The organism is Armatimonas sp. (assembly GCF_043760365.1).
Taxonomy (GTDB): domain Bacteria; phylum Armatimonadota; class Armatimonadia; order Armatimonadales; family Armatimonadaceae; genus Armatimonas.
On sequence record NZ_JAYUPA010000844.1, the window covers coordinates 1 to 3,145 of the forward strand.

3 protein-coding genes are annotated in these 3,145 nt (G+C 59.3%); 1 reads left to right on the forward strand and 2 read right to left on the reverse strand.

Features of this window, described 5'->3' with window-relative positions:
- On the forward strand, positions 1 to 1,902 hold a 1,902-nt coding region (locus ACH2EH_RS20875; protein ID WP_395144747.1), incomplete at its 5' end, for an ATP-binding protein.
- Between the two features lie 240 nt (positions 1,903 to 2,142).
- Here the strand turns inward: ACH2EH_RS20875 and ACH2EH_RS20880 are convergent.
- Together ACH2EH_RS20880 and ACH2EH_RS20885 are read right to left on the reverse strand one after the other, a co-directional pair.
- The gene (locus tag ACH2EH_RS20880; RefSeq protein ID WP_395144749.1) at positions 2,143 to 2,592 is read right to left on the reverse strand and encodes a hypothetical protein; all 450 of its coding nucleotides are present in this window, start codon (positions 2,590 to 2,592) and stop codon (positions 2,143 to 2,145) included.
- Positions 2,593 to 2,636: 44 nt separating this feature from the next.
- On the reverse strand, positions 2,637 to 3,145 hold a 509-nt coding region (locus ACH2EH_RS20885; RefSeq protein WP_395144751.1), incomplete at its 5' end, for an integrase core domain-containing protein.

A 3,145-nucleotide genomic window follows, 5' to 3' on the forward strand; every position in this document is an offset into this window, starting at 1 on the left:
ATTGCGGGAGAGCTTACCTACCGGGTGCCCTCGCTCTCGCTGCCCGACTCGAGCAAGCACCAGACCCCGGAGAGTCTCTCGCCGTTCGAGTCGGTGCAGCTCTTTATTGAGCGAGCGTTGTTTCAGCAGTCCACGTTCGCCGTGACCAATGCCAATGCACCCGCCCTGGCTTCGATCTGCCATCGTTTAGACGGCATCCCGCTGGCCATTGAGCTTGCGGCGGCGCGTGTTCGGTCGTTGTCTGTGGAGGACATCAACGGCAAGCTCGACCAGCGATTCAGGCTACTCACCGGCGGCTCCCGCACCGCCCTTCCGCGTCAACAGACCCTGCGTTCTCTGATTGACTGGAGCTACGATCCGCTCAGTGAGGCGGAGAAAGCACTGCTGTGCCGTCTGTCTGTCTTCGCGGGTGGGTGGACGTTGGAATCTGCGGAGCAGATCTGTTCTGGAGACCTCGTGGAGGATTGGGAAGTTCTGGATGTTCTGACCTGGCTTTGCGATAAGAGCCTCGTGCTCTCGGAGCCATCTGGCTCTAGCACTCGCTACCGTTTTCTGGAGACGATTCGTCAGTATGCCCGAGAGCGGCTAGCAGAAACGGGCACGTCTGAGGCCGTGCGGGAGCGGCATCGGGACTACTTCCTGGTTCTTGCTGTCGAGGGGAAAGCGCGCTTCCAGGGGAGCGGTTTCGGTGAGACGGTGGAGACCCTGAATCAGGAGCTAGACAACCTGCGCGCCGCGCTGGAATGGAGCCTGGTGGAGCCACAGGGTGCAGAGAAAGTCTTACGGCTGTGCGTCTGCCTCCGTAGCTTCTGGTCACATCAAGGGTTCTATAGTGAAGGCCGAACCTGGCTCCTGCGCGCACTGGCGCGATCAGAGACGGAGGTAGTTTCTCTTGTAGTGGAGGCCCATGCTTTGGCTGCTGCCGCCTGGCTGATCCTTATACTAGAAACTCCGGGTGCTGCCCAGAAACTCGCGGAACGAGGTCTGCACCTAGCCCAAGCCTCGCGTGATGCGGAAGCTATTCTGGACTGTAGCAACGTGCTTGGAAACGCGCTTCACGTGCGCGGTGATCTCGTCGGAGCGCGTAGTGCTTTTCGCGAGGCGCTGACGCACGCCGAGGGCGTCCTCCCCGAGAGTCGCCTCAGGGCCGTTCTTTCGGGAAATCTGGGGATGGCGGAAGGATCGTTAGGTAACTACAAAGAGGCGGTGCCCCATCTGGAAGAGGCAATCCGTCTGAACCGTTGCAGTGGACGCTTACACGGGGTCGCGGTGTCTTCGATTCTTCTGGCCGAAGTCCTCTGGCGGAAGGGAGATTACCCTGAGGCACAACAACTCGCCCAGGAGGCTCTGCTCCTGAGTGAGCAACTCGCCCTCCGACAGGAGTACCCCTGGGCGCTAACCCAGCTCGGGAGCGCTCTGCAGGAACTGGGCGAGCGTGAGAGAGCCGAGGAGGTGCTGAGGGCGGCCTTGCAAGAGATGCGTGAGATGGGAGACATCAATGGCATAATCCGGGCCGATTACCATCTCGCGACCAACTACGTTGGCATGGGCCGCGTGGCGCAAGCCCGATCCGCCCTTCACGAGTGCCTTCGCCTCGCACACGAGCTGTTATCCCTTGACTCAGGCGAGTATGTGGAAGTAGCAGCAGATCTTGTGGCATTGGCTCCCGAAGTGCCCGGTGCCTGGGAGCTAGCGGTGCGTCTCACCGCGGCGGCCAGCCGGATGCGGGAAGACGCTGCCCAAGCCTACGCGGCAAGTGAACAGCGCACCAACGCGGTACGGATCTCCGCCGCGCGTGAAGCGCTGAGCAGTTCAAGCTTCGAGCGAGAGTGGGAGTCTGGCCGTGCCCTAGACTGGAACAGGGCAATGCTTCTGGCACTGGAGGTGTGTGGCAATGCGTAAACTATCCACGTTGTAGACCAGGCGTTTTCCTGGACACTTTTCCCGCAGTCACTTTGGCAGGGCGGTATTCAGACAGTCTACTCGTAGTCTGGTTTAACGACCGTTTTTGGCGGTAGCCCCCTGTACAGAGCTGTAATTCTAGGATCGGTGGAAGCTCCAACTCGTCAACTTAACGAAGGTTTCTTTGATACTCCTCAAAATCAAAGTCAATTTCATCGCATAAGAAATCGTCATTTCCAGTCAGGTATCATCCATGTCGTCGGCCAGTTCGAACGGTTCGATGTGAGGACGGGCAATCCCAAGGCAGTCGCAGATCTCCAAAACTTTGCGCAGTAAACTGTTGTGCGCCCCAATGCCGAAACAGTCCGGGTCGTGGTAGGTTTCGCAGTACGCTGCGCGGGAGGCGTCTAGGGCAAGGGCGATTGCGGGAAGAAACGACTCCGGCGGGCCATCTGGAACGCGGGCAAGCTGTGCCTCCATCATCTGGGCGGCGTGGGCGAGGTGGTCGCCAACGTTGCAACCAGCGGCGCGATCCCAGAAGGAATCGGGCCGGGCACGGTAATTTGCGGCGGTTTTGTAAAGGTCGTCGAGGGCGTCGGCAATGTCACTGTAGATCGGCCCGGCCTGCGTCAGGTCGATCCGTCGATCCGCCCGCTCCAGTTTCGCTTTTCGCCACGTCCACCATGCCATCGTAAAATCCCTCCCGCGTCTATCGCCCTGCGCCCCTCAGATGGTCAGCCCCCTTGTGTAGGTCCAATCAGCACTTCGGAACCGACGGGCGTTTCGGGAGAGGCACCCAGCGGTAGGGCACTACCCCCTTTATGGCAAAAAAGCGCGGCGAACTCGACGGGCGTTTTGTACCCCAGGCTCGAATGTAGCCGCTCGTGATTGTAATAGCGACGCCAGATCCCAAGTCGAATCTGAGCGTCCAACACCGATAAGAATACCTCCCCATTCAAAAACTCATCTCGTAAACGGGCGTGAAAGCTCTCCGCATGACCATTCTGCCAAGGCTTTCCAGGTTCGATATAGTCCCCGTTGATGCCTTTGCGTGAGCAAAGCCCACGCAGGGCTAGTGCCACGAACTCTGGCCCGTTATCCATGCGAAGCGCATCGGGCGTACCTCGTTGCCGGGTGAGCTGCTCCAGTATCTGGCAGACCTTCTCGGACTTGAAGGAGCGTCCCACTTCGATGGCGAGCGACTCACGAGTGTACTGATCCTCGATGCATAAGATCCTCAACT